Here is a 25512-nt window from a genome sequence, read left to right on the forward strand (position 1 = left end):
GCACCAGCGGCAGCAGCGCCACCAGCGGATGCGCCAGCCGCTCGCCGGTGAAGGCGATGGGCTCGTTGACCAGCGCCGCGCCATAGCCTTCGCCCGCGCGCAGCGCGCGCCGCCGCGCCCAGCCGAGGTAGGCCAGCCCGGTCGCGAGCACGAATACCGCGCCGAGGCTGCCCAGCACCGGCGCCGCCCAGGCATCGGTGCCGAAGAAGCCGCCGGGGATGATGTTCTGGATCTGCGGCGTGCCCGACAGCGCGTCCATGGTGAAGGTGAAGGCGCCCAGCGCGATGGTCGCCGGGATCAGCCGCTTGGGGATGTCGGACTGGCGGAACAGCTCGGCCGCGAAGGGATACACCGCGAACACCACCACGAACAGCGACACGCCGCCGTAGGTGAGCAGCGCGCAGACCAGCACGATCGACAGCATGGCGCGGCCCCGGCCGAGCAGGCGCAGCGAGCCGGCGACGATCGCCTTGGAGAAGCCGGACAGCTCGATCAGCTTGCCGAACATTTGCGGCCGTCGCCGATCGCGATGACGTTCGCCCTGTCGATGCCGAGAAGCGCGCGAACCCGCTCGAGGGCCGTCGACTTGTTGACGCCGTGCGGGGCGATGTCGAGCCAGGCCGTCCATCCGACGTTATAGCTGACCTTGTGCAGGCCCATGGTCGAGACGATGGAGAGGAAGTCCTCGATGGCGTGCTCTGGCGAGATCACGACGACGCGGGTCGCATCACGTCGCAGGAGCTCGTCGAAGGGAACCTTGACCGAGCTTGCGCCGAGGGCTCCGTCGGGAAAGTAGCCGGTGTAGCGGTAGAGGCCGGTCTCGTCCTCGACGGCGTAGTTGGCGTCATCCAGTGCCGCCTTGATGGTCTGCAGCACCTCGCTCGGGTCGAAGGTCTCGACGATCTCGCGCGCGTAGCCGAGGGGCGCGCTCGCGTCGCGGTGCAGGGTGATGGCACCGTTGGAGCACACCACGTACTCCGGGGTGATGCCGAGCCGGTCGAGCACGGGCAGCGTCATGGCGACAGACCGACCGGTGGCGAGCATGACCTCGTGGCCGGCATCGCGAAGGCGTGCGACCTCGCGAACGGTGCCGCTGCCGAGCTGGCCGTCCTCGGTGAGCACGGTGCCGTCGATGTCGAGGGCGATGAGGAGTCTGTTCTTCATGCGCGGGGCTCGAGCACCTCGAGGCCTCCGAGGTAGCGCTGCAGGGCGGGCGGAACCAGCACCGTGCCGTCTGCCTGCTGGTGGGTCTCGAGGATCGCCACGATCCACCGCGTGGTGGCGAGCGTTCCATTGAGGGTCGCGACCGGTGCGGTCTTGCCCGACTCGGTGCGAAAGCGCGTCTCGAGGCGGCGAGCCTGGTAGGTCGTGCAGTTGCTCGTGCTGGTCAGCTCGCGGAACGCACCCTGGGTCGGCACCCATGCCTCGATGTCGTACTTGCGGGCGGCGCTCGAGCCGAGGTCGCCGGCGGCGACGTCGATGACCCGGTAGCTGAGCCCGCAGGCCTGCAGCATCGCCTCTTGGAAGGAGAGCAGTCGCGCGTGCTCCGCCTCGGCATCCTCGGGGTTCACATAGCTGAACATCTCCAGCTTGTTGAACTGGTGCACACGAAGGATGCCTCGGTTGTCCTTGCCGGCAGACCCGGCTTCACGCCGGTAGCAGGTCGACCAGCCGGCGTAGCGGAGCGGGCCGTTGGCGACGTCGATGATCTCGTCGGAGTGGTAGCCGGCGAGCGCAACCTCGCTCGTGCCGGTGAGGAAGAGGTCGTCGTCTTTGTCGAGGTGGTAGACCTCGTCGGCGTGCTCGCCGAGAAAGCCGGTGCCGGCCATGATCTCTGGGCGAACGAGCGTCGGGGTGATCAGCGGGATGAAGTCCTCGGCGATCGCGCGATCGAGCGCCATGTTCATGAGGGCGAGCTCTAGCCGCGCGCCAAGGCCCTTGAGGAAGTAGAACCGGCTGCCGGAGACCTTGACGCCGCGGGCGATGTCGATGATGTCGAGCAGCTCGCCGATCTCCGCGTGGTCGCGTGGCTCGAAGGCGAAGCTCGCCTTCTCCCCGACCTCGCGGAGGGTGACGAAGTTCTCCTCGCCGCCCGCGGGCACGCCGTCGATGACGACGTTCTGGATGGAGCCGACGACGGTCGCGAAGGCGGCCTCGGCATCCATGGCGCGCTGGTTCGCTTCCTTCACCTGCGCCGCGAGCGCCTGGGCCTGCAGCACGAGGGCGCGCTTCTCGTCTTTGGGCGCCGTCGCAACGGTGCGGCTGAACGAGTTCTGCTCTGCACGCAGCTTCTCGAACTGCTGCAGAGACGTGCGGCGCTCCGCGTCGGCGGCGATCGCATCGTCGACGAGGGAGACAGACGACCCGCGAGCCTCCTGCGAGCGGCGGACGAGGTCGGGGCTTTCGCGCAGCAACTGGGGGTCGATCACGCCGTCCATTCTACGGAGGCCCCGCGAGGGTGCCGCGAGGGTGCCGTATCTTTGGAGCCGTGGCCACCTCCGCGATCCCTGAGCGCAGGCAGTCTGCCGTCATCTACAACCCGATCAAGGTGACCGTTGCCAAGCTCCGCGCGGCCGTCAACCTCGCCGCCAAGGAGGCAGGATGGGCCCCTCCCATCTACTTCGCCACGACGGAGGAGGATGCCGGCCAGCGCGTCGCCGCCAGCGCCGTGCGTCGGGGAGCTGAGGTCGTTCTCGTCGCGGGTGGCGACGGCACCGTGCGCGCCGTCGCCGAAGGGCTGCGCGACACCGGTGTCGCCATGGCAGTGCTTCCGTCTGGCACGGGCAACCTGCTCGCCCGCAATCTCTCGCTGCCCCTCGGGCTCGAGGATGCCGCTGCGGTCGCATTCACCGGCGAGTCCCACCGGATCGACCTCGGCATCGCCGCCATCGTGCGCGCGGGCGGCGAGACGGAGGAGCACGTCTTCCTCGTCATGGCCGGCCTCGGCATCGACGCGAAGATGATCTCCAACACCCGCAGCGACCTCAAGAAGGCCGTCGGGTGGCTCGCCTACATCGACGGCACAATCCGGTCGCTGCCAGAGCTCAAGCCGATCCGCCTCCGCTATCAGCTCGACAACGGCCCGCGGCGCGCGGTCGACGTGCACTCTGTGATGGTCGGCAACTGCGGGGTGCTGCCCGGTGGCATCCTGCTCATTCCCGATGCGAAGCCGGATGACGGCATCCTCGACGTCGTCGCCCTTCGCCCCCAGGGGCCCCTCGGCTGGGTTCGCGTCTGGAACAAGCTGACCTTCGAGAACGGCGTGCTGCGAAAGACCGCGGTCGGTCGCAAGATCATCGACCTCTCTCGCGACGTGCGCGACGTCATCTACCTTCGCGGCCGCGATCTGAGACTGAGCGTCGAGAGCCCGCAGGAGTTCCAGCTCGACGGCGACGAGTTCGGCGAGGTCATCGAGGCACGGGCGTGGGTGGATGCCGGCGCGCTGACCGTGCGGGTGCCAGCGCCATGACCGCCGTCACCATCGACTCCACAACGGACCCGGTCGTTGCCGCGCAGCGCCGCGACAACAACTTCGACGCCCTGCGCATCGCGGCCGCCCTCTGCGTGATCGTCGGGCACAGCTTCGCCCTGACCGGTCGCTATGGGCAGGCGCCGAGCCTCGGCGGCGTGCACCTCGAGTACCTCGGCGTGAGCATCTTCTTCGTGATCAGCGGCTACCTCATCACGGGTAGCTGGGAGCGCAGCCGATCTGTCGGACAGTACGTGAGCAGCCGTGCGCTGCGGATCGCGCCCCTGCTGTTCCTCGTCATCCTGCTCTCGACGTTCGCCATGGGCCCGCTCGTGACGACGGCGCCCGACTACTTCGCCAACCCGCAGACCTGGCGCTACCTCGTCAACCTCGTGCTGCTGCCAGCCGACGGCCTGCCCGGTGTGTTCGACGCCAACCCCTACCCCGGAGTGGTCAACGGATCGGTGTGGACGCTGCGGGCCGAGGTCATCTGCTACGCCGTCGTTCTCATGCTCGGGCTTCTTCCACGCCGCCTGCAGATCGCGGGCTTCGGAGCGTTCGCCGCCGGCTCGATCGTCCTCGTGCTGCTCGCGCCCGTGACGATCGCCGGATCCAGCGTGTCGGCGGCGGGCGGAACGTGGGTCTACTTCGCGGTCGCGGCGCTCGTGCGACTGCTCGTGCCCCGCACGGCGCTGCGGCCGGGGATTGCGGCCCTCGTCGTCGTTGGGTGGGTCGCGGTGGCGCTCGTGGCACCATCCATGGCCATTCCCCTGCTGTGGCTCGCCCTTCCCTACGTCGTGCTCTCGGTCGGGCTGGCGTCGGCGCCGGTCGTGCGACGGGCCGCACGATTCGGTGACCTGTCGTACGGCCTCTACCTGTGGGCGTTCCCGGTGCAGCAACTGGTCGTGCTGTGGTTCGGCGTGCTGCCGCTCGCCGTCGACATCCTGCTCGTCACCGCGATCACCGCCGCGCTGGCGTTCTGCTCATGGCACCTGCTCGAGAAGCGTGCCTTGGCGGCGCGGTTCCGGCTGCCGTGGTTTCGGTCCGCTACTCGCCGACGATGAGGCCGCGCAACCAGTCGCGGGCGTCGATGAAGACCTCGTCGCCATAGCGCTGGGTGACGCTGATGGCGAGCTTGTCTGCGCGCGGGTAGCTGCCGAGGAAGATGACGTTGGGGCTGAACCGCTTGAGGCCGAGCAGGGCGTCGGCGACGCGCTCGTCGAGGATGTGGCCGTCGAGGTCGATGACGAAGCGGTACCGCCCGAGGGCGTCGCCGATCGGCCGCGACTCGAGCAGGCTCATGTTGACGCCGCGCGTAGCGAACTGCTCGAGCATCTCGAGCAGTGCTCCGGCGCGGTCGTCGGGCAGCTCGGCGATGATGCTCGTCTTGTCGGAGCCGGTGCGCGGCGGCACCGGAACGACTGTGCTCACGAGCACGAAGCGGGTGACGGCGTTCGGGTTGTCTCCGATGCCGCTCGCGAGCACCTCGAGGTCGTAGTGCTGCGTGATGCCGGGCGGCGCGATCGCGGCATCTGCGACGGTGGACTCGAGAAGGTCGGCCGCAGCTGCAACGTTGGATGTCGACGGGATGTGACCGTGGTCTGGCAGGCGCTGGTCGAGGAAGAGGTGGGTCTGCCCGTACGCGACGGGGTGGGCGTTGATGACGCGAACGTCATCCAGCCGTGTTCCGGGGCGACCGACGAGGTCGAAGTTCACCGGCACGAGGTACTCGCCGATGATGCGGAGGTTCGGGATGACGGCGAGCGCATCCTGGGTGGCACTCACCCCGCCCTCGATGGAGTTCTCGATCGCGATCATCGCCGCGACACTGCGCCCGGTCACCACGTCAGACAGCGCCTCGCCGACGTTGTTGACGGAGCGCCAGGCCTTGCCTGCGGCCTGGGGCACCTGCTTGAGTGCTGCCTCTGTGAAGGTTCCGGCTGGCCCGAGGTAGCTGTAGGTCTCTGGCGCGGCCGGGTTCGAGGACATGGGGCCGAGTTTAAGGCACGGCGGCCAGCCCTGACACATACGCGGCGATCCAGAGGCACACGGCGAGGGGGCCCATAACGATCGCGGCTGCCACGGCGGAACCGATGACGACCTTCCCGCGAGGCCAGACGGCGGTGCGGCCGATGGCGAGCACGGCGAGCCCGCACAGCAAGAGAGCCGCGGATGCCGTGGCGACGACGACCGCGAGCGCGATCAGCACTGCCCGTTCCCCGTGTTCGACCGTGCCGTCGGCGTAGACGCAGGTCACCTGCGGAGGCAGATAGCTGACTGTCGACTCAAGGATGGTGCGGCCGCCCGAGGCGCACGGGGCGTCCCACTTCCAGTCGTCGGCGAGGATGGAGATGGCGAGGCAGAAGACGATAAGGGGAAAGGCGCCGGCGAGCCCCGGGGCGAGCAGCCACCAGCCGAGCCGCGTCGACCACGGCAGTGGAGCCCACGAATCGCTGGCGGTGCGCACGAAGGTCGCGCTCTGCGCGGCAAGGGCGGCAGAGACGAGCGAGACGGCGACGACGACCGCCGGAGGAAATGCGTCGATCGGAATCGGCATCCAGTGGCGTGAGGCGGCAAAGGCCACCGCTGGAATGGTGATCGGCAGCACAACGAGGGCTCCGGTGGCCGCGGCGAGCCAGCGGTAGCCACGGCGGCCAAGCAGAGGGCGCCGCGCGAGCACCACGGCGGAGGCAAAGGTGACGATGGGCGACAGCAGTGCCCCCAGCGCCCCGCCGATCGCGATGCCAGGCACCACGAAGAACACGGCCGCGCCAGAGTAGGCGAACATCGGCACGGTGAGCGCCGCCGCGAGCCCGATGCCCCACGCGGGCCCGGAGACGGCGGCGTACGCGACGAGCGGGCCGACGGGCGTCGATGGGGAACGGGGCATTCCTCAACAGTAGGTCGCAGGCTTTCTGCGTGAATCGGGCGGGAGGATGACATCAGCCGTGCATCCGCTGGATGCCTGCTGCGCGCGGGCGGAGAAGCTGGAAGGCTGGGAGCATGACCTCCCGCGCCGGAACCCCCGCCCAGCCCGACGACCTCATCGACGTACGCGAGCTCATCGCCGCCTACTTCGAGCTCGTGCCCGATGTGACGGTGCCAGAGCAGGCGGTCGTGTTCGGCACGAGCGGCCACCGGGGCTCCTCGCTCGACGCCGCCTTCAACGAGACGCACATTGCCGCGATCACCCAGGCGATCGTCGAGTACCGCGCCGGGCAGGGCATCACCGGCCCCCTGTTCATCGGCCGCGACACCCACGCCCTCAGCCGCCCCGCCGAGACGACCGCGCTCGAGGTGCTCGAGGCGAACGGCGTGCGCGCCCTCGTCGACAAGTTCGACGACTTCGTGCCGACCCCAGCCCTCAGCCACGCGATCATCGCCTACAACAGGGGGCGCACCGAGGGTCTCGCCGACGGCATCGTCATCACCCCATCGCACAACCCTCCCCGCGACGGCGGCTTCAAGTACAACCCACCGCACGGCGGACCGGCCGACAGCGACGCAACCGGATGGATCGCCGCGCGCGCCAACGAGCTCATCCTCGGCGGCAACAAGGCCGTGCTGCGCGGCGAGCCGAGCGCTGTCGACACCTATGACTACCGCGGCAACTACGTGCGCGACCTCGAGAGCATCATCAACTTCGACGCCATCAAGGCGGCCAATCTCCACATAGCAGCCGACCCGCTCGGCGGGGCGAGCGTGCACTACTGGCAGCTCATCGCCGAGACCTACGACCTTGACCTGACAGTGGTCAATCCCTCGGTCGACCCGACGTGGGCGTTCATGACGCTCGACTGGGACGGCAAGATCCGCATGGACCCGTCGTCGCCATCCGCGATGGCCTCGGTTCTGAAGCACCAGCACGAGTACGACATCGTCACGGGCAACGACGCCGACGCCGACCGCCACGGCATCGTCACGCCCGACGGCGGGCTCATGAACCCCAACCACTTCCTCGCGGTGGCGATCCAGTACCTCTACACGCACCGCCCTGGTTGGAGCGCGGATGCGGCGATCGGCAAGACGCTCGTCTCGAGCTCGATGATCGACCGGGTCGCGGCATCCCTCGGCCGTCGCCTCTGGGAGGTGCCGGTCGGCTTCAAATGGTTCGTGCCAGGACTCATCGACGGATCTGTCGCGTTCGGCGGCGAGGAGAGCGCGGGGGCGAGCTTCCTTCGCAAGGACGGCACGGCGTGGACGACCGACAAGGACGGCATCCTGCTCTGCCTGCTCGCCAGCGAGATCCGTGCCGTGACGGGCAAGTCGCCCTCCGCTCTCTATGCAGAGCTCGTCGCCGAGTTCGGCGACCCTGCCTACCAGCGAGTGGATGCCGCAGCCACCAAGGCGCAGAAGACCGCACTCGGCAAGATCAACGGCGCTGCGATCACGGCGGACACCCTCGCCGGTGACCCGATCATCGCCCGCTTGTCGGAGGCCCCAGGCAACGGCGCGGCCCTTGGCGGCGTCAAGGTCGTCACCGAGCGCGCGTGGTTCGCCGCGCGGCCATCCGGCACGGAGGACGTCTACAAGATCTACGCGGAGTCTTTCGCCGGCCCGGAGCACCTCGCGCAGGTGCAGGCAGAGGCAAAGCTCATCGTCGACGCGGCACTCGGCTCCTGACCGAGCTGGCCATGTCGCGGCCCCAGAGGCGGTCTCGAGCCGCGCCCTAGAACTGGGGCCCCGACGCCGGAGCTGGAGCTCTGGGGAGATGCGCGGGGAGTTGCGCGAGACGTTGCTCAGGGTGTAACTTTGCAGTCCACGCAATTTTCTAGCCGCTGTTGGCTGCGTCCGACAGCGGCTGTTTCCATTTCGCTCCACTGATCGAGGTTCTATGTCGCGCGTCGACTCCAAGGGCAAGCAGGCCGCCCAGGCAATCAAGGATGCTGGCGGCGTCATGACGCACCGCCAGATCCTGTTCATAATCTTCGGCCTCATGGCCGGAATGTTCCTCTCCGCGCTCGACCAGACCATCGTCGGCACCTCGATGCGCACCATTGCCGACGACCTCAACGGCCTCGACGCGCAGGCCTGGGTCACCACGGCCTACCTCATCACCTCGACCATCGCGACGCCGATCTACGGCAAGCTCAGCGACCTCTTCGGCCGACGACCGCTGTTCATCATCGCCATCGTGATCTTCCTCGCGGGCTCGGTGGCCGCCGGGTTTGCCGACTCGATGTACCAGCTCGCCGCGTTCCGCGCCATTCAGGGCCTCGGAGCCGGTGGACTCATGGCGCTGCCCCTCGCGATCATGGGCGACATCCTCGCTCCCCGCGAGCGCGCCAAGTACCAGGGCTACTTCCTCGCGGTGTTCGGCATCTCGAGCGTTATCGGCCCGCTCATCGGCGGCCTCTTCGCCGGCACACCGGAGATCCTCTTCATCACCGGATGGCGCTGGGTGTTCCTGCTCAACATCCCGATCGGCATCGTCGCGCTCGCAATCGTGCTGCGCTTCCTCCACATTCCGCACACGCGCCACTCGGTGCGCATCGACTGGTGGGGGGCGGCGACGATCGTGCTCGCACTCGTGCCGCTGCTGCTCGTGGCGGAGAAGGGCCGCGAGTGGGGCTGGGACTCCCCCATCTCGCTCGCCATGTACGTGATCGGCGCACTCGGCATCGCGGCGTTCATCGTGAGCGAGAAGCTCATGGGTGACGACGCGCTCATCCCGCTCAAGCTCTTCGGCAACGCGACCTTCCGCATGGCGACGATCCTCGGTGTGCTCGTCGGCTTCGGCATGTTCGGCGCGATGATGACGATTCCGCTCTACCTGCAGCTCGTGAACGGCGCCACGCCGACCGAGAGCGGCTTCCTGATGCTGCCCATGATCCTCGGGCTCATGATCTCGTCGATCGTCAGCGGCCAGATCATCGCCCGCACCGGCGTCTACAAGTGGTTCCCGCGCGTGGGAACCCTGTTCATGGCCCTCGGCTTCCTCTGGTTCACCTTCGCGACGGCCGACAAGCCGGTCTGGTACATGATGATCGGGATGCTGCTGGTCGGTCTCGGACTCGGCCAGCTGATGCAGACCCTCACCATCGCCTCGCAGAACTCCGTCGGACCGCGCGACATCGGAGTGGCAACGAGCTCCTCCACCTTCTTCCGCCAGATCGGTGGAACGCTGGGTGTCGCGATCCTGTTCTCTGTGCTCTACACCCGGATTCCGGAGGCGATTGCGACCGCGTTCGAGAAGAAGGCGAACCTGACGGCGCTGGCCGAGGCGGCATCCGATCCCGATGTCGTCTCCGACCCGGCCAACAAGGACATCCTCGCGCTGCTGCAGAACGCGCAGAACGGCGACACCTCAGCGGTCAGCGACTCACTCAACGGCGACAGCTCGTTCCTCAATGGGGCAGACGACCGCCTCTCGGCTCCGTTCCTGCAGGGATTCAACGACGCCGCGGTCTCGATCTTCTGGGTCGCGCTCGTCGTCGTGCTCGTCGCATTCGTGCTCAGCTGGTTCCTCAAGACCGCTCCCCTTCGGGCGAAGTCGGCTCTTCAAGAGAACGCGGACGACGAGGCTGCGCTCCTGGTGCAGGCTGCGGCCGACTCGACCGGCGCCCTCGTCGAGCCCGGAGTCGCCACCGGGAGTACCCCCATTTCGAGACAGTAGCCGAATCGTTATCAGCCCTGTATTTCCCGGAATCACTGGGGAGTACGGGGCTGTTTCGGGTTAAACGGGGTACAACGAGGGGGACACTTCGTGAGAGCGCTCCCAAATCCGCTTGACTTCGTGCTCCGAGTCTCCCTATCCTGAACCCGATCACGTGAGAGCGCTCTCATGCGAAGGTTTGGGAGCGCTGCCACGCGATCTCCCTCATCCACGCACACAAAGGAGTGACCGTGAGAAATTCACGACGCACAACCGCAGTCGCAATTGCCGGCGCAGCCGCCTTTGCCCTCGTCGCAACCGGTTGCCAGGCAACTGGTCCGGCCGAAGGCAGCGACGACTGGAAGAACGAGAAGATCACGCTGACCGTGGCGACCTTCAACAACTTCGGCTACACCGACGAGCTGCTCAACGGATTCACCGAGCTCTACCCGAACATCAAGGTCGAGCACACCATCGCCGAGACGTCGAACGACGCTCGCACCAACTACTTCACCAAGCTCGGCGCCGGTTCTGGCCTTGCTGACGTCGAGGCCGTTGAGGTCGACTGGTTCCCCGAGCTCATGCAGTACTCCGACAAGCTCACCGACCTCACGTCGGACAGCGTCGAGGGCCGTTGGCTCGACTGGAAGACCGCTGCAGCAACCGACGCCGACGGCCGCCTCGTGGCCTACGGCACGGACATCGGCCCGGAGGCAATCTGCTACCGTGCCGACCTGTTCGAGGCCGCTGGCCTCCCGACCGACCGCGAAGAGGTTGCAGCACTCCTCGAGGGTGACTGGGCTCACTACTTCGCCGAGGGCGAGAAGTTCGTCGCCGCCAGCGACGCAGCATGGTTCGACTCCGCCGGAGCCACCTACCAGGGCATGGTCAACCAGATCACCAACGCGTACGAGGACAACGATGGAACGATCATCGCTGCTGACAACGCAGAGGTGAAGGACATCTACGACCAGGTTCTCGAGGCGAGCAGCACGCTCTCCGCGCACCTCGGCCAGTGGAGCCCCGACTGGAACGCAGGCATCGCCAGTGGCGCATTCGCCACGATGCTCTGCCCAGGCTGGATGCTCGGTGTCATCTCCGGTAACGCTCCTGACGTCACGGGCTGGAACGTCGCTGACGTCTTCCCGAACGGTGGAGGCAACTGGGGTGGTTCGTACCTGACCGTCCCCGCCCAGGGTGCTCACATCGAGGCCGCTACGGCTCTCGCTGACTACCTGACCTCGCCCGAGTCGCAGATCTCTGCATTCGTCGAGGCCGGCACGTTCCCGAGCCAGGTCGCCGCGTACGAGTCCGCTGACCTCACCGGTTTCGTGAACGAGTACTTCAACTCCGCTCCGGTCGGCGAGATCTTCACCTCGCGTGCCAAGGCTGTCAACCCGGTTCCCCCCTTCAAGGGCCCGAACTACTTCAAGGTTCAGGACGCACTGTCCAACGCGCTCTCGCGTGTCGACGTCGACAAGACGGACGACGCTGCGACCTCGTGGGACAAGTTCCTGGTTGACGTCGAGGCTCTCGGCTAAGCAGGTCTGAAACAGGAGCCGGGCCGCGCGGCACATCGCCTCGCGGCCCGGCTTTTCAGTGGCACCAGCTGCCATACCATTCCCACCCGAACTGCCATAGGAAGACCCATGACAATCCAGACCGCCGTAGATCGCCCCGTGCGACTCCTGTCCTTCCGGCAGCAGATCAACCGGTGGGACGTGAAGGTATCGCCATACCTCTACATCTCCCCCTTCTTCATCCTCTTCGCCATCACCGGACTCTTCCCGCTGCTGTACACGGCATTCGTGTCACTGCACGACTGGTCGATCATCGGCGGCCAGGGCGATTTCGTCGGCATGGAGAACTTCCAGTTCGTGCTCGGCCACTCCGACTTCTGGGTCGCGCTGCGCAACACGTTCAGCATCTTCATCCTGTCGTCCATCCCGCAGGTCATCCTCGCGATCATCATCGCCGCGGTGCTCGACACCAACCTCCGGGCCAAGACCTTCTGGCGCATGGGAGTGCTTCTCCCCTATGTCGTGACCCCTGTCGCGATCGCCCTCATCTTCAGCAGCATGTTCGCCGACCAGACCGGAACGGTGAACCGCTTCCTTACCCAGATCGGCCTCGACGCCGTGCCGTGGCACGCGCAGCCGCTCCCAGCGCACTTCGTCATCTCGACGATGGTCAACTTCCGCTGGACGGGCTACAACGCCCTCATCTTCCTCGCGGCGATGCAGGCCATCCCGCGTGACTACTACGAGGCGGCAATGATCGACGGAGCCGGCCGACTGCGCCGCTTCTTCTCGATCACCATCCCGCAGCTGCGACCGACGATCATCTTCGTCGTCGTCACTTCCACCATCGGCGGACTCCAGATCTTCGACGAGCCGCGCCTGTACGACGTGTACGGCCGCGGTGGAGCCGACCAGCAGTGGCTCACGCTGACGATGTACATCTACGAGCTCGGCTGGACCCAGCAGGACTTCGGACGGGCCGCATCGGTGGCCTGGCTGCTGTTCCTCGTCATCGTCATCTTCGGCGCACTCAACCTCGTACTCACGAGATCGATCGCCAGTGGTGGAACCCGCGCGTCCAAGGGCAAGAGCAAGAGCAAGGTCACGGTGTAACCCATGAGTATCCTCACCAAAGAAGCAGAACTCCTGGCGGTAGCGCCGACCAAGCGTCGTCGCGCACGCGGCCAGAACTTCCAGAAGCCTGGCGCTCTCGGCTATGTGGTGCTCGGCATCGTGATGATCGCTGCGATCTACCCGCTCTACTGGGCGTTCATGATCGCCAGCGGCGACCAGCGCACCATCACCACGCGCCCGTTCCTCACGCCTCCCGGCCCGAACTTCATCGCAAACGTCGAGCGCGTGATCAGCAGCCCGACACTCCCGGTGAGCTTCTGGACGGCGACGATCAACAGCATCATCGTCTCGACCATCGTTGCGGTCTCCGTCGTCTTCTTCTCGACTCTCGCCGGATACGCGTTCTCCAAGCTGCGCTTCAAGGGGTCGAGCGGCCTGCTCTACTTCGTCATCGCCACCCTCGCGGTGCCGACGCAGCTCGCCGTTGTGCCGCTCTACATCGTGATGGTCAACCTCAAGCTGACGGGCAACCTGCTTGCGGTCATCCTTCCCGCTGTCGTCTCGGCGTTCGGTGTGTTCTGGATGACGCAGTACCTTCGCCAGGCACTGCCATACGAGCTCATCGAGGCGGCCCGCGTTGACGGTGCCAGCATGTTCCGCACCTTCTGGAGCATTGCGCTGCCCGCAGCGCGACCGGCCGCAGCCATGCTCGCCCTGTTCATGTTCATCCAGACCTGGACGAACTTCTTCTGGCCGTACATCGTGCTCGACAATGACAGCGCAACCCTTCCGGTCGCGCTGTCCACCCTCGCGAACAACTACTTCGACGACTACTCGCTGATCTTCTCCGGCATCATCGTCGCGATCTTCCCTCTGTTCGTTCTCTTCCTTGTCACGGGCCGTCAGCTCGTCAAGGGCATTATGGAAGGAGCGGTCAAGGGATGACCCAGCTCATCAGCCCAAGCACCGGCGCCGCATCAGCCGCCACGCGCTCGTTCCCGGACAACTTCCTGTTCGGCGTGGCAACCGCCGCGTACCAGATCGAGGGCGCGGCGCACGAGGACGGCCGAACCGACTCCATCTGGGATGCCTTCGCCCGTGTTCCCGGCGCGGTCGTCGACGCCCACAACGGCGACGTCGCCTGCGACCACTACCACCGCTATGAGAGCGATGTCGCACTCATGGCAGAGCTCGGCATGCAGACGTACCGCTTCTCCACCTCGTGGTCGCGCGTGCGCCCCGACGGCGGCCCGGTCAACCCGAAGGGCCTCGACTTCTACTCTCGGCTCGTCGACTCGCTGCTCGAGAAGAACATCAAGCCGTGGCTGACCCTGTACCACTGGGATCTTCCGCAGGCCCTCGAGGAGAAGGGTGGATGGGTCAACCGCGACACCGCCTACCTGTTCGCCGAGTACGCGGCCGACGTTCACGCCGCTCTTGGCGATCGCGTCGACTCGTGGACCACGCTGAACGAGCCGTGGTGCTCGTCGTTCCTCAGCTACATCGGCGGGGAGCACGCTCCCGGTATCCAGGAGCCGGAGAAGGGACTGGCCGCTGGCCACCACCTCCTGCTCGCCCACGGCCTTGCTATTCAGAGCCTTCGGGCGGCAGACCCGAGCCTCCAGCTCGGAATCACGCTCAACCTCACCGTTCCCGACCCCGTCGACCCGGCGAACCCGGCCGACGTCGACGCGGCGCGCAAGGTCGACGGGCAGTTCAACCGGTTCTTCCTCGACCCGATCTTCCGTGGCGAGTACCCGGCCGACGTGCTCGAGGACCTCGCCGGTCTCGGCCTCGAGAACTACGTCAAGGAGGGCGACCTCGAGATCATCTCGACCCCGATCGACGCCCTCGGCGTGAACTACTACCACGGTGAAGAGCTCAGCGCGACGCCGCCGGCTGCCGCCGAGATGTCGACCATGGCGCCCTCGGAGCGTCCGAAGCGCTCGCCTTTTCCGGCAACAGAGGGCGTCTACTGGCACAAGCGCGACCTGCCGGTCACGGCGATGGGCTGGGAGGTGCAGCCGGAAGGCCTCACCCGACTGCTCAAGCGCGTGAAGGACGAGTACACCGGCACCGCGGTCAAGCTCTACGTCACGGAGAACGGCGCAGCCTACGACGACACCGTCGAGGCAGACGGCTCGGTCAACGATGTGGAGCGCACCGACTTCCTTCGCGTGCACCTCGAGGCTATTCTCGACGCCATCGAGGATGGCGTGGATGTGTACGGCTACTTCTACTGGTCGCTCATGGACAACTACGAGTGGGCGTGGGGCTACCACAAGCGGTTCGGCATCGTGCGGGTCGACTACGACACGCTCGAGCGCACACCGAAGCGCAGCGCACTCGAATACAAGTCGATCATCGCCGACCGCGCCATCTAGGCATTGCGGCGCTGATTAGACTCTTGGAATCCACGGAGGGCACGAGAGATGAGCACGGAACAGCAAGCACGGCGGCTTCCGCCGACGCTTGAGGAGGTGGCGGCAGCAGCCGGCGTCTCCCGTTCCACCGTGTCCCGCGTCGTCAACGGGTCGACCCAGGTCAGCCCTGAGGTGCTCGCCGCCGTCACCGCGGCGATCGAGCAGCTCAACTACGTGCCCAACCGAGCGGCGCGCTCACTGGCCAACCGACAGACGATGGCTATCGCCCTCGTCGTGCCGGAGGAGACGACGCGCTTCTTCGGCGACCCGTACTTCGCGGCCATCGTGCACGGTATCGCCCACGCGATCGAGTCGAGCGACTACGTCATGAACCTGCAGCTCGCGAGCCCATTCGCCCCCTCGGCGAAGACGACCCGCTACCTGCTCGGCGGCAACGTCGACGGCGCCATCGTCGTCTCGCACCACTCCGGCGACCACTTCCTCGCGAGCCTCGGCGACACCCTCCCCGTCGTCTTCGGCGGTCGGCCGCTCAACCCGAACGAGCAGAACAGCTACTTCGTCGACGTCGACAATGCCGCAGCCGCAGAGATGGGTACGCAGTTCCTCATCGACCGAGGTCGCAGGCGCATCGCCACGATTGCCGGGCCACCCGACATGCCAGCGGGCATCGACCGGGCAGAGGGCTGGCGGCGCGCGCTTGCTGCCGCGGGCATCCAGCAGGATCTCGTCGCCTACGGCGACTTCTCGCTCGTCAGCGGTGCCCGCTCAATGCGCGAGCTGCTCGACAAGGAGCCGAAGCTCGACGCCGTGTTCGTGGCAAGCGACCTCATGGCGACGGGCGCGGTCTCTGTACTGCGCGAGCGCGGACTCCGCATTCCAGAGGATGTGGCTGTGGTCGGATTCGACGACAGCCCCGCGGCGATCGGCGGCGACATCCAGCTGACGACCGTCCACCAGCCGTCGATGGAGATGGGCGAGAAGATGGCCCACACCCTGCTCGCGCTCCTGCGCGGCGAGGACGTCGACCGCGAGTGCATCATGCCGACCCGCATGGTGGTGCGCGCAAGCGCCTGACTTCTAGCGCCTGCGCTCGTCGTCGAGGTCGATACGCACCTTGCCACTGAAGATGCCCTTGTCGCCGTCACCGGCTACTGGTGCGGGTGCCGGCAGGATGGTCTGGCGGTCGAGCTCGATCTGTGCCTCGTGACGTGTCGGGTTGAACACCTCGTCGATGCCACCGAGGCCGCCGCCCCCGCCGCTGGTCTTGTGCTGGTCGGAGAAGTCGACCCAGCCGCGCTTCTGCGCGATGACCCCGAGAACAACGGCCGCGACGATAATTGCGAGCACGATCCAGCCGGTCATGAGTCCACCCTACGTGGCACAACGATCGGACGCCCGTTGACCTCGGCGATATCAACCGCAAGCCCGTAGATCGACGTGACCCGCTCTGCCGTCAGCACCTCGGCTGGCGGACCGACGGCGACCACCGCTCCCGCGGCGACCATGGCGATGCGGTCGGCGTAGGCCGCTGCCAGGGAGAGGTCGTGCACGACGACGAGTACCGCATGGCCAGCGGCGGCACGCGCCCGAACAGCCCGCATCACGTCCTCCTGATGGCGGAGGTCGAGCGCGGCGGTCGGCTCGTCGAGCAGCAGGATGCCCGTCGCCTGTGCGAAGACGCGGGCGAGCGAGACGCGGGCCTTCTCTCCTCCGGAGAGCGAGGTGAAGCGCCGTGGAGCGAGCTGGTCGACGTCGGTGGCGATCATCGCATCCGCCGTCGCCGACTCGTCGTCGTCGAAGCGCGAGGTGCGGGCCCACGGGCTGCGGCCCATGAGCACGACCTGACCGACAGTGAACGGGAAGCTCAGCTGGTTCTCCTGGGTGAGAACAGCGCGCTCCCTTGCTAGCTCGAGGTGGCGCATCGTGCCTATCGGGCGATCCCCGATAGTGACCTCGCCCTCGGTGGCCGCCAGGTCACCGCTGAGCACGGAGAGCAGCGTCGACTTGCCGGCGCCGTTGGGGCCCACGACCGCGAGCACCTCGCCGGGACGCACGTCGAGGTCGACACCAGACAGAATGCGGGTGCCGTCGATGACGACGCCGACACCGCGGGCCCGTAGCGCGTCTACCACTATGCCCACCCCCCGCTGCGCTTGCGCTGCCGGGAGAGCAGGTAGAAGAAGAACGGCCCGCCGACAAGAGAGGTGAGCATTCCGATGGGCAAGTCGGCGCCGGCGACGATCGTGCGCGCGAGCAGGTCGGCGAAGACGAGCAGCGCCCCTCCCCCGACCGCACTGGCCAGGATGAGCGGGCGATGCGACGGGCCGATTGCCATGCGGATGAGGTGCGGAACCACGAGCCCGACGAACGCGATGATGCCACAGAACGCGACCGCGACACCCGTGAGCAACGCGACGAGCACGATGGACCCGAGACGAAGGGCCTCGACGTTGACGCCCAGGTGGCGTGCGCTGCGTTCGCCGAGCGCGAGCAGGTTGAGTCGGCCGGCGATCGCGAGGGCGACCCCCGTGCCGATGGCGGCCACGACCGCAACGATCGCCACCTCATCCCAGCGGGACCCGTTGAGAGACCCGAGCTGCCAGAACACGATCTGCTCCCTGCTCGCCGCGGTGCCGGCGAACAGCAGAAAGGCGAGCCCCGCACCCGCGACGGCGTTGACCCCGATTCCGGTGAGCAGGAGCGTCACGACCTCCGTGCGGCCGTTGGAGCGCGAGACGGCGTAGACGACGAGGGTGGCAAGCAGCCCTCCGGCGAAGGCAAGCGCGGCGGTGCCGACTCCTCCGAGCCCGCCAGAGAGACCGAGTCCGCCGCCGAGCACGATGCCGAGAGCTGCGCCGAGGGCGGAACCGGATGCCACGCCGACGACCCCTGGCTCCGCGAGCGGGTTGCCGAACACGGCCTGCATGACCGCACCGGCCACGGCCAACGAGGCTCCGACCGCGAGTGCCATGACCACGCGGGGCAAGCGCACCACCCACAGGGTCGACTCGACGATCGGGTCGGTCGGTGCCCATCCGGTGGGTAGTCCGATCGCGCGCAGCAGCGATCCGGTCACCTCCGCCGGTGTGATCGCGAGCTGGCCGTTCACGGCAGACAGCATGACGCCAGCGACAAGGGCGATCGCAAGGGCAATGGTCAGCGCGACCCCGCGTGAGGTGCGGTTCACGGTACTCGGTGCAGCCAGTCGCTCGTGCCGAACTTCTCGGCGACGAGCTGCTCAGCCTTCGCAAGCTCCTCTGACGTGATCTCGCCCTCGGTGTAGCCGTAGAGCCCGCCGAACGTCGACTCCATGCGCTCGATGATCTGCGCCCTCGTCAAGCCCGTCTGGCTGCGAAGCGGATCGACGCGCTTGTTGGCGCTCTTGGTGCCCTTGTCGCTCATCTTCTCTCGGCCGATGCGCAGCACCTCGACCATTCGGTCGCCGTCCATGTCGTAGCTCATGGTGACGTGGTGCACGAGAGCCCCGTTGCCGAGCCGCTTCTGCGCGGCCCCGCCGATCTTGCCCGTCGGGCTCGTGATGTCGTTGAGGGGCTGGTACGTCGCCTCGATGCCGAGGGACTTGAGGGCGACGATGACCCACTCGTCGAGGAAGGCATAGGAGTCGGCGAAGCTCATGCCGCCGACGAGCTCGGTCGGCACGTAGATGGAGTAGGTGATGACCGACCCCTTCTCCATGAACATCGCACCACCACCGCTGATGCGACGGACGACCTCGAAGCCGTACTTGGCCGCGTTTTCGAGGTCGACCTCGTTCTTCACCGACTGGAAGCTGCCGATCACGACGGCAGGGCTCTCCCACTCCCAGATGCGAAGGGTCGGCTTGCGACGCCCCTCCCCCACCTCGTCGGTGAGCACCTGGTCGAGCGCCATCTGAAGCACGGGCGGATAGGCGGTGCCGTGCACGAGCTGCCAGTCGTAGTCGGTCCAGGTGGTGGCCTGGTGGATCGCACGGCGCACCGCGGTCGCCACGCCCTCCGGGCTGAAACCGAGCAGGATGGCGTCCTTCGGCAGGCCAGCCGACACCGCCTTCGCGATGGCAGCGCTGTCCGCGTCGGCGGACAACCCGTTCACCGCGACATTGATCGACTCGAGCGCGGAGTCCGGCTCGAGGAAGAAGTCGCCGGCGAGCCGGAAGTTCGCGATGCGCCCCTCGATGACGTCGAGGTCGACGACGACGAGCTTGCCTCCCGGGACCTTGTACTCGCCATGCATAAGGCAAGCCTAACTTGGCGCCGAGGGCGGTGCGCGCGAACGGGTGAGTCGGGCCTCGTGGTCACGATGTCGCTGGGAAGGCGACCGCGAGACCCGACTCTATCGATGTGGCTAGTCAGACGTGCACGGCTTGCCGTTCAGCGTGAACAGCAGCGGTTCCGGGCCGACAGCGCCGGAGGCGTTGAACCCGAACGTGATCTTCTTGCCAGCCGCGATCGTGCCGTTGTACGACAGGTTCGAGACCGCGACCACCGAGCCCGACTGGGTGTGCGATCCACTCCACAGGTTGGTCACCTTCTCTGTGCCGCCGAACGACCAGCGAAGGGTCCAGCCCTTGACGGCTGTCGAGCCGGTGTTGGAGATCCAGACCTGGTTGGTGGAGCCATTGGGCCAGGTTCCGTGAACGGTGTACGAGACGTGGCACGTCTGGGCGGCGATCGGCGGGTTGGCGAGCGCGATGAGCTCGCGAGCCTGCTGCGGGAACCACTGGCCTGCCGCCGGGTCGACGATGCCGCGCTCCGGGTCGAGGGGGCCGCCGGTGCCGCGGTAGCACTGGCCGTCCGACTCGCCTGGCACCTTGATCCACAGGAACGCGTCGATCAGCGCATTGCCGGTGTCGGTCGTCGGAGCGAGCCCGAGCCCGCGGTTCGGCGGGTTGCACCAGTCTTCCGCGTCGGTGTAGACACCAGCCGGGGGCGTCCACGGACCCTGGCCGTTGCGACTCGTGTCGATGACGAAGTGCTTCTGCAGGGCGGCGTTGCGCACGAGTCCGGTGTCGGCGAATGCCTGGTCGTAGGCCGCATCGGTGAGACCCCAGGTCGAGAAGTCGGCCGGGTTCGCCGGGTAGTACTGGCTTCCGCACCACTGCGGCTGGTACCAGCTGTTGGTGGAGAGGAAGATGCAGTCGGAGACCCAGCTGCCGTACTTCTTCAGGCGTTCCGTCGCGACGTAGTTCGATGCGTTGAGGAAGAAGCCGTCAGCGCGCTGCACGCCCGCCTTGATGAGACGGTCGCTCGCGTCACCCGCTCCGAGCCAGCCGCTGTGGGTGCCGTCGAGGTAGACGGCGGTCGCGGGCAGCGCCCCGAGCGCGTCGACGGCGTGGTTCAGCTGCACGAAGCGATCGGATGCCGCGGTAGCCGCATCCAGTTCGGCCGGTCGGCACCACTCCTGGTCTCCGTTCACCGTCGTGTACCACGGGATGATGCCGAGACCGTCTGGCTCGAGGATGACGACGGCGTCACGGCCCCCGATGCCGGCGGCGAACGCGTCGATCCACGCGGCGTACTCCGCCGTGTTTGCTGCGCCACCGGCCGAGTACTGGGCGCAGTCGCGGAACGGCAGGTTGTATGCCACGAGCACGGGAACGGAACCGTCGGCGGCCGCACCCGTGACGACCGCGTTGACGGCTGCCTTCACCTCGGCCGGCGTGCCCTTGGTGAACCAGTTCGCGCTGGGGAAGCTGCCGAGCAGCTGCGCGTCGGCGCGTGCCTGGCCGGTGAGCGTGGCCGCCGCCTGCAGGGTGGTGCTGGTTGGATTGACGTACAGGCGGTCGCCGACGTCGAGGACATCCTCTGCGGATGCCGGGCTCGCAACCGCGAACACGGTCACGGCGAGCGCTGCGGTCGTGACAACCGACAGTGCTCGACTCTTCGTTGAGTTGAACATTCGAACCTCTCTGGCCTTGCGCCGTCCACAGTGACGACGTCGTAGTCAGGTGCCGCGGGAGCGCCCCCGCGGTCAACCGTGGGAGCGCTCCCACATGTTGACTCGGTATAACTCTTGTACTACCCCCGAATTGGTGTCAAGCAAAACCTCGAGGTGACCGTTCACAACCGCCGAATACGAGCTATTCGGCTCGGGAAAGGCCAAGTCGAGGCTCGAGCCAGACGAGCAGGTCGTCGCGAACCTCCTGCTGGTTGATCTCGTTGAAGACCTCGTGACGGGCGCCGGTGTAGACGACGACCTCGACATCCGTCAGCTGTCCGCGCTGCACGTAGTCGTCGGCGAGCTTCTGCACGCTGACCTCGCCGCCGAGAGGGTCCTCATCGCCGATGATGATGAGGATGGGCACGTCGGCCGGCATCGGAGACCGCGGGCGACCGAAGAGCTTGAGCCCGTCGATCGGGCCGAACAGCTTGAGCGCGTCGGCGTAGAACGTCAGCTCGTCGTCGAGGAAGGCCTGCGACACCGCGGTATCCCGACTCAGCCACTCATAGCCGGTCGAACCGAGGTGCTTGTGCTTCGCGTTGAGGTCGCCGCTGTTCATCTGGCCGGGAACGCGGTGGGCTGTTCCGCTGAGCACCACGGCGGTGAAGTCGCCGATGTGGTCGTTGAGCAGGATCTGGCCGAGCAGCGATCCCCACGAGTGGCCGAGGAACGCGATAGGCAGCCCGGGGTTCTCGGCCGCGATGATGCCGGTGAACTGGTGGAGGTCGTCGACCTCCGCGCGGATGCCGCCCTTGCCCGGTCGGCCGAGCTTCGAGCGGTCGTTGCCGAACTGCTGCAGCCCGGTCTGACCGTGACCGCGGTGGTCGTTGGCGTAGACGCTGATGCCGTGCTCGACCAGCTGGTCGGCGAGCGCCTGGTAGCGCAGTGCGTACTCGCCGAGACCGTGCGCGACCTGCAGCACAGCGCGGGGGTTCTTCGCACGCCACACGTAGTAGTGGATCGTCACCCCGCCCGCGTCGACGAAGGTCGCCTTCTCTGGCGTCGTGGTTGCTGGCATCGTTGCCTCCCGTGTTGGCTCAATCGTACGGGTCGGGCTACGCCTCGCGGGTGATCTCCACGGTGACGAAGAGCTCGGAGCCGTAGGGGCCGGCGTACACGCCGCGCAGCGGCGGCACGTCGTTGTAGTCGCGGCCGCGACCGACGGTGACGTGGCGGTCGCCGATGTCGATCTGGTTGGTCGGGTCGAATCCACGCCACTCCCCGCAGTACCACTCGACCCAGGCGTGCGACTCGCCCGCGATGGTCTCGCCGATCGCCGCGTCGGGCTTGGGGTGCAGGTATCCGGAGACGTAGCGGGCGGGGATGCCGACTGAGCGCAGCGCGCCGAGGGCGATGTGGGTGATGTCCTGGCAGACGCCCTTGCGCACGGCCCACGCCTCCGAGGCCGTCGAGTGCACACCGGTGATTCCGTGCATGTACTCCACCGCCTCGCCGATCGCGGTGCAGATCGCGAGGGCGGCATCGCAGGGACTCTCGTGCTGGTCGGCGATGGAACGCGCGAGCGCAGCCACCTCATCCGGTGGAGCGGTGCGCCGCGTCTGCGTGCTCTGCTCGATGTTCTCCGTCGTCTTCTCAATGTCGAGGGCGAGCTCGGCCCAGGTCACATCGTGCGCCTCGTGCACGCGAGGGCGCACCTCGACGAGACTCGTCGCGGTCAGGGCCAGCTCCTTGTGCGGCGTGAGGATCTCGAACGACGAGACGCGCGAGCCCCAGTAGTCGACATAGGAGTGGTGGCTCGACATCGGCAGGATCTCGAGGTTCGAGTAGAGCACGAGCTGGCCGTCGGCGGAGGCCGGCAGCATCCGGGCCTCGTTGTACGAGGCGGTGACGTCGCCGCCATAGTGGAAGCCGGTCATGTGCTTGATTCTCAGGCGGTTCATCCGGTCTCCCCCACCCAGCTCGGGGCGGCGTTCGTGGGGAAGTAGCGCTGGCGGATCGCCTCGGACGCGGCGCTCGTGGCGAGCTGCACGTTGTCCATGTGGCGCGGCAGGTCTTCGAGGATCTCGGCGATCGGGCGGTACTCGAGCTCGCTGCGGATCTGGCCGAGCAGGCGCTGCGCCTGGTCGCTCACACCGCTGCGCTCTGAGCGCGGCTCGAGGTCGCGCATGCATTGCTCTGCACGCGTGACGGAGAACAGGATGCTGCGCGGGAACAGCCGGTCGAGCAACAGGAACTCGGCGGCGTTACGCGCGCTCGGCACGCCACGGTAGGTGCGGAGGTAGGCCTCGTACGCGCCGCAGCTGCGAAGGATGGTGGTCCAGCTTGGCCCGCTCGCCTCGGTCAGCGAGCGCGTCGCGAGCAGTCGCGCCGTCATGTCGGCCCGCTCGATCGAGCGGCCGAGCGTGAAGAACTGCCAGGCCTCGTCGCGGCTCGTCGCCGACTCGATGATGCCGACGGCGAGAGCGCTGCGCTCGCGCACCCAGCCGAAGAACTCGTGCACCTTGTCGCTCGAGACCTTGCGCGGCATGCGCGCGCGGGTCGTGTTGAGGCACTCCCATAGCTCTGTGCTGACGATCTCGCGGGCGCGGCGGGCGTTCTCGCGGGCTGCCCCGAGCGAGTAGGCGATCGACGCCGGCTCGGAGCGGTCGACGGCGAGTATCTCCAGCACGCGCTGGCGGGTGAGCGTGGTGTCTTCCGGCACCTCGGAACCCATGACGCTCAGCAGCGACCGGCAGGCGAGGTCCTCCTCGATCCACTGGTCCTCGAGCAGCAGCTGCAGGTGAACGTCGAGGATGCGGGCGGTGCCGTCGCTCCGCTCGATGTAGCGGCCGATCCAGAACAGGCTTTCGGCGATCCGGCTCAGCATTCCGTCCCCATTTCGTCGGAGCTGGAGCTATGGACTCGACCCGCGCGATATATCTGGGGCGGTGAGTTCGTAGCTGGAGCTGTGGGGGAATCGTGAGACTGCTGCTGCTGCTCCTGCTGGCCGTGGCCGAGCGGGCGGTCCATCGGGCCGTGGTCCTGCACGTGGTCTGGTGTGATGATCGGGATCGCCTGGGTGCGCGCGGCCTGGTCGGCGACGAGGCCCTGGATGCTGTGCCTCGACACCTGCAGCGGGTCGAGCCCGACGACCCAGGTGTCCTTCGAGCCGCCGCCCTGCGAGGAGTTGACCACGAGCTCGCCCTCGGGGAGCGCGACCCGGGTGAGGCCACCGGGCAGCACCCAGATGTCCTTGCCGTCGTTGACCGCGAAGGGGCGGAGGTCGGCGTGCCGAGGGCGCATGCCGTCTTCGACGAGGGTCGGGATGGTGGAGAGCTGCACGACCGGCTGGGCGATCCATCCGCGGGGGTCGGCGAGCAGTCGCTCGCGCAGGTCGTCGAGCTCCTTGGCCGAGGCGGCCGGGCCGACGACGAGGCCCTTGCCGCCGGATCCGTCGACGGGTTTGACGACGAGTTCATCGAGACGGTCGAGAACCTCTTCGAGGCTTGCCGGATCCTCCAGCCGCCACGTGTCGACATTCTTGAGGATGGGCTCCTCAGAGAGGTAGTACCGGATGAGGTCGGGCAGGTACGTGTAGACGAGCTTGTCGTCTGCGACGCCGTTTCCGACCGCGTTGGCGATCGTCACGTTGCCGAGGCGCGCGGCAAGCAGCAGGCCAGGGCTGCCGAGCATGGAGTCGGCACGAAACTGCAGCGGGTCGAGGAACTCGTCGTCGACGCGGCGGTAGATGACGTCGACGCGCGTCGGGCCCGCGGTCGTGCGCATCCACACCTTGCCGCCGGAGCAGAACAGGTCGCGGCCCTCGACGAGCTCGACGCCCATGAGGCGCGCGAGCAGGGTGTGCTCGAAGTAGGCGGAGTTGTAGACGCCGGGGGTGAGCACGACGACGTTCGGCTCGTCCACGCCCTCTGGCGCGGAGGCGCGCAGTGCCTGCAGCAGCTTGTGCGGGTAGTCGCCGACGGGGCGAACCCGCATCGAGACGAAGAGCTCTGGCAGGGTCTGCGCCATGACACGGCGGTTCGAGATGACGTAGCTGACACCGGAGGGAACACGCACGTTGTCTTCGAGCACGCGCCAGCCGCCATGCTCGTCGCGGATGAGGTCGATGCCGCTCACCTGGATGCGCACGCCGTTGGCCGGTTCGATGCCAGCGGCCTCGCGGTGGAAATGACTGGACGACGTGATCAGCCGAGCGGGGATCACCCCGTCGCGCACCGCCTGCTGCTTGCCGTACACATCGGCGAGGAAGGCCTCGAGCGCCTTGACCCGCTGCTTGATTCCGGCCTCGACCTCGACCCACTCTGCCTGCTCGATCACGCGGGGAACGGCGTCGAGCGGGAACGGGCGCTCCTCGCCGGCGAAGTCGAAGGTGACGCCCTGGGCGAGGTACGAGCTCGCGAGGGCATCGGTGCGGCCGCGCAGCTCTTCCTGCGTCATCTGCGCGAGGGCGGCGTGGATGTCTTTGTAGGCACCGCGGGCAGTGCCGGGCTTGGAGAACATCTCGTCGAACGGGGGCGCGCTCTTGGGCCGCAGCGCAGTGGCCGCGTAGCCGTCGAACAGGTCGCCCAT

At 67.2% G+C, this 25512-nt stretch carries 22 protein-coding genes and 1 pseudogene; 9 read left to right on the top strand and 14 right to left on the bottom strand.

Going from position 1 to position 25512, the window contains the following annotated elements:
- The 3 genes and pseudogenes from AC14A7_RS11655 to serS form a co-directional block, all read right to left on the bottom strand.
- A pseudogene (locus AC14A7_RS11655) lies at positions 1–508 on the bottom strand (GntP family permease); the annotation flags it as partial.
- The gene (locus AC14A7_RS11660; RefSeq protein WP_484009217.1) at positions 493–1164 is read right to left on the bottom strand and encodes an HAD-IIB family hydrolase; all 672 of its coding nucleotides are present in this window, start codon (positions 1162–1164) and stop codon (positions 493–495) included. The gene AC14A7_RS11660 and the pseudogene AC14A7_RS11655, both read right to left, overlap by 16 nt.
- Positions 1161–2429: a serine--tRNA ligase gene (gene serS / locus AC14A7_RS11665; RefSeq protein WP_484009219.1), complete on the bottom strand. Its 1269-nt coding sequence runs from the start codon at positions 2427–2429 to the stop codon at positions 1161–1163. The genes AC14A7_RS11660 and serS overlap by 4 nt, the downstream gene beginning before the upstream one ends.
- Before the next feature lie 59 nt (positions 2430–2488).
- On the opposite strand from serS, the gene AC14A7_RS11670 reads away from it, so the two are divergent.
- Positions 2489–3469, top strand: coding sequence for a diacylglycerol/lipid kinase family protein (locus AC14A7_RS11670; RefSeq protein WP_484009221.1), 981 nt, complete (start codon positions 2489–2491; stop codon positions 3467–3469).
- Positions 3466–4533, top strand: a complete 1068-nt coding sequence (locus tag AC14A7_RS11675; protein WP_484009223.1) for an acyltransferase family protein — start codon at positions 3466–3468, stop codon at positions 4531–4533. Before AC14A7_RS11670 ends, AC14A7_RS11675 begins: the two co-directional genes overlap by 4 nt.
- Here the strand turns inward: AC14A7_RS11675 and pheA are convergent.
- Positions 4517–5458 (bottom strand): prephenate dehydratase, encoded by a 942-nt coding sequence (pheA, locus tag AC14A7_RS11680; protein WP_484009225.1) that lies wholly within the window; start codon positions 5456–5458, stop codon positions 4517–4519. The genes AC14A7_RS11675 and pheA overlap by 17 nt on opposite strands.
- A gap of 10 nt (positions 5459–5468) precedes the next feature.
- A complete protein-coding gene (locus AC14A7_RS11685; RefSeq protein WP_484009227.1) occupies positions 5469–6359 on the bottom strand; it encodes a hypothetical protein in 891 nt (296 codons plus the stop codon).
- 113 nt (positions 6360–6472) lie between these two features.
- Here AC14A7_RS11685 and pgm point away from each other — a divergent pair, with 113 nt between their 5' ends.
- The 7 genes from pgm to AC14A7_RS11720 all read left to right on the top strand — a co-directional run bounded on the left by pgm (position 6473) and on the right by AC14A7_RS11720 (position 16116).
- Positions 6473–8092, top strand: a complete 1620-nt coding sequence (gene pgm, locus AC14A7_RS11690; RefSeq protein WP_484009229.1) for a phosphoglucomutase (alpha-D-glucose-1,6-bisphosphate-dependent) — start codon at positions 6473–6475, stop codon at positions 8090–8092.
- 274 nt (positions 8093–8366) lie between these two features.
- Positions 8367–10085 carry an MDR family MFS transporter gene (locus AC14A7_RS11695; RefSeq protein ID WP_484009262.1) on the top strand — a complete coding sequence of 573 codons (1719 nt, stop codon included), beginning with the start codon at positions 8367–8369 and terminating at the stop codon, positions 10083–10085.
- Positions 10086–10315: 230 nt separating this feature from the next.
- A complete protein-coding gene (locus AC14A7_RS11700; protein WP_484009231.1) occupies positions 10316–11605 on the top strand; it encodes an ABC transporter substrate-binding protein in 1290 nt (429 codons plus the stop codon).
- A 108-nt stretch (positions 11606–11713) separates the two neighbouring features.
- A complete protein-coding gene (locus tag AC14A7_RS11705; protein WP_484009233.1) occupies positions 11714–12697 on the top strand; it encodes a carbohydrate ABC transporter permease in 984 nt (327 codons plus the stop codon).
- Positions 12698–12700: 3 nt separating this feature from the next.
- Positions 12701–13603, top strand: a complete 903-nt coding sequence (locus AC14A7_RS11710) for a carbohydrate ABC transporter permease (RefSeq protein WP_484009235.1) — start codon at positions 12701–12703, stop codon at positions 13601–13603.
- Positions 13600–15042 carry a GH1 family beta-glucosidase gene (locus AC14A7_RS11715; protein ID WP_484009237.1) on the top strand — a complete coding sequence of 481 codons (1443 nt, stop codon included), beginning with the start codon at positions 13600–13602 and terminating at the stop codon, positions 15040–15042. Before AC14A7_RS11710 ends, AC14A7_RS11715 begins: the two co-directional genes overlap by 4 nt.
- A gap of 48 nt (positions 15043–15090) precedes the next feature.
- Positions 15091–16116: a LacI family DNA-binding transcriptional regulator gene (locus AC14A7_RS11720; RefSeq protein WP_484009239.1), complete on the top strand. Its 1026-nt coding sequence runs from the start codon at positions 15091–15093 to the stop codon at positions 16114–16116.
- A 3-nt stretch (positions 16117–16119) separates the two neighbouring features.
- Here AC14A7_RS11720 and AC14A7_RS11725 read toward each other — a convergent pair whose 3' ends face one another.
- The 9 genes from AC14A7_RS11725 to AC14A7_RS11765 form a co-directional block, all read right to left on the bottom strand.
- Entirely contained in the window at positions 16120–16404 is a 285-nt protein-coding gene (locus tag AC14A7_RS11725; protein WP_484009241.1) for a hypothetical protein, read from the bottom strand.
- Positions 16401–17174: a heme ABC transporter ATP-binding protein gene (locus AC14A7_RS11730; RefSeq protein WP_484009243.1), complete on the bottom strand. Its 774-nt coding sequence runs from the start codon at positions 17172–17174 to the stop codon at positions 16401–16403. Before AC14A7_RS11730 ends, AC14A7_RS11725 begins: the two co-directional genes overlap by 4 nt.
- Positions 17174–18247, bottom strand: a complete 1074-nt coding sequence (locus tag AC14A7_RS11735; protein WP_484009264.1) for a FecCD family ABC transporter permease — start codon at positions 18245–18247, stop codon at positions 17174–17176. The genes AC14A7_RS11730 and AC14A7_RS11735 overlap by 1 nt, the downstream gene beginning before the upstream one ends.
- Positions 18226–19275 (bottom strand): lipoate-protein ligase LplAB, encoded by a 1050-nt coding sequence (gene lplAB, locus AC14A7_RS11740; RefSeq protein ID WP_484009245.1) that lies wholly within the window; start codon positions 19273–19275, stop codon positions 18226–18228. The genes AC14A7_RS11735 and lplAB overlap by 22 nt, the downstream gene beginning before the upstream one ends.
- A 111-nt stretch (positions 19276–19386) precedes the next feature.
- Complete coding sequence (locus AC14A7_RS11745) at positions 19387–20940, bottom strand: glycoside hydrolase family 6 protein (protein WP_484009247.1); 1554 nt, start codon at positions 20938–20940, stop codon at positions 19387–19389.
- Between the two features lie 181 nt (positions 20941–21121).
- On the bottom strand, positions 21122–22000 hold the full coding sequence (locus tag AC14A7_RS11750) for an alpha/beta fold hydrolase (RefSeq protein ID WP_484009249.1): 879 nt from the start codon (positions 21998–22000) through the stop codon (positions 21122–21124).
- A gap of 37 nt (positions 22001–22037) precedes the next feature.
- On the bottom strand, positions 22038–22883 hold the full coding sequence (locus AC14A7_RS11755; RefSeq protein WP_484009250.1) for a transglutaminase family protein: 846 nt from the start codon (positions 22881–22883) through the stop codon (positions 22038–22040).
- Positions 22880–23809, bottom strand: coding sequence for an alpha-E domain-containing protein (locus tag AC14A7_RS11760; RefSeq protein ID WP_484009252.1), 930 nt, complete (start codon positions 23807–23809; stop codon positions 22880–22882). The genes AC14A7_RS11755 and AC14A7_RS11760 overlap by 4 nt, the downstream gene beginning before the upstream one ends.
- The gene (locus tag AC14A7_RS11765) at positions 23803–25512 is read right to left on the bottom strand and encodes a circularly permuted type 2 ATP-grasp protein (RefSeq protein ID WP_484009254.1); all 1710 of its coding nucleotides are present in this window, start codon (positions 25510–25512) and stop codon (positions 23803–23805) included. Before AC14A7_RS11765 ends, AC14A7_RS11760 begins: the two co-directional genes overlap by 7 nt.

Source organism: Conyzicola sp. (assembly GCF_057073975.1).